Here is a 452-nt window from a genome sequence, read left to right on the forward strand (position 1 = left end):
CCGCGGCAGCCTTCGGCGAACAGCGTGTACTTCGCGTGCAGTTCCATGCCGAGCTGGAAGTTCTCGGTCGGCTCGCCATCCTTGCCCACGCCCATGTTGCCGGTGGCGACGCCCTTCACGGAACCGTCGTCGTTGTAGAGAATCTCCGCGGCCGGGAAGCCCGGGAAGATCTCGACGCCCAAGGCTTCCGCCTGCTGGCCGAGCCAGCGCGTGACGTTGCCGAGCGAGATCACGTAGTTGCCGTGGTTCTTGAAGTTGTCGGGCAGCGCCCAGTTCGGCGTCGTGACCGCGCTGCTCTCGGACAGGAACAGGAAGCGGTCTTCGGTCACCTCGACGTTCAACGGCGCGCCTTGTTCCTTCCAGTCGGGAAACAGCTCGGTGATCGCGCGCGGGTCCATCACCGCGCCCGACAGGATGTGCGCGCCGATCTCGGAACCCTTCTCGAGCACGCA

1 protein-coding gene is annotated in these 452 nt (G+C 65.5%); it reads right to left on the bottom strand.

Annotated elements, in window-relative coordinates; all coding sequences use genetic code 11:
* On the bottom strand, window positions 1-452 hold a 452-nt coding region (locus DIE16_RS36370), incomplete at both ends, for an NAD(P)/FAD-dependent oxidoreductase (protein WP_148095417.1).

It is taken from the genome of Burkholderia sp. Bp9090, assembly GCF_003857985.1.
In the GTDB taxonomy this organism is placed as follows: domain Bacteria; phylum Pseudomonadota; class Gammaproteobacteria; order Burkholderiales; family Burkholderiaceae; genus Burkholderia.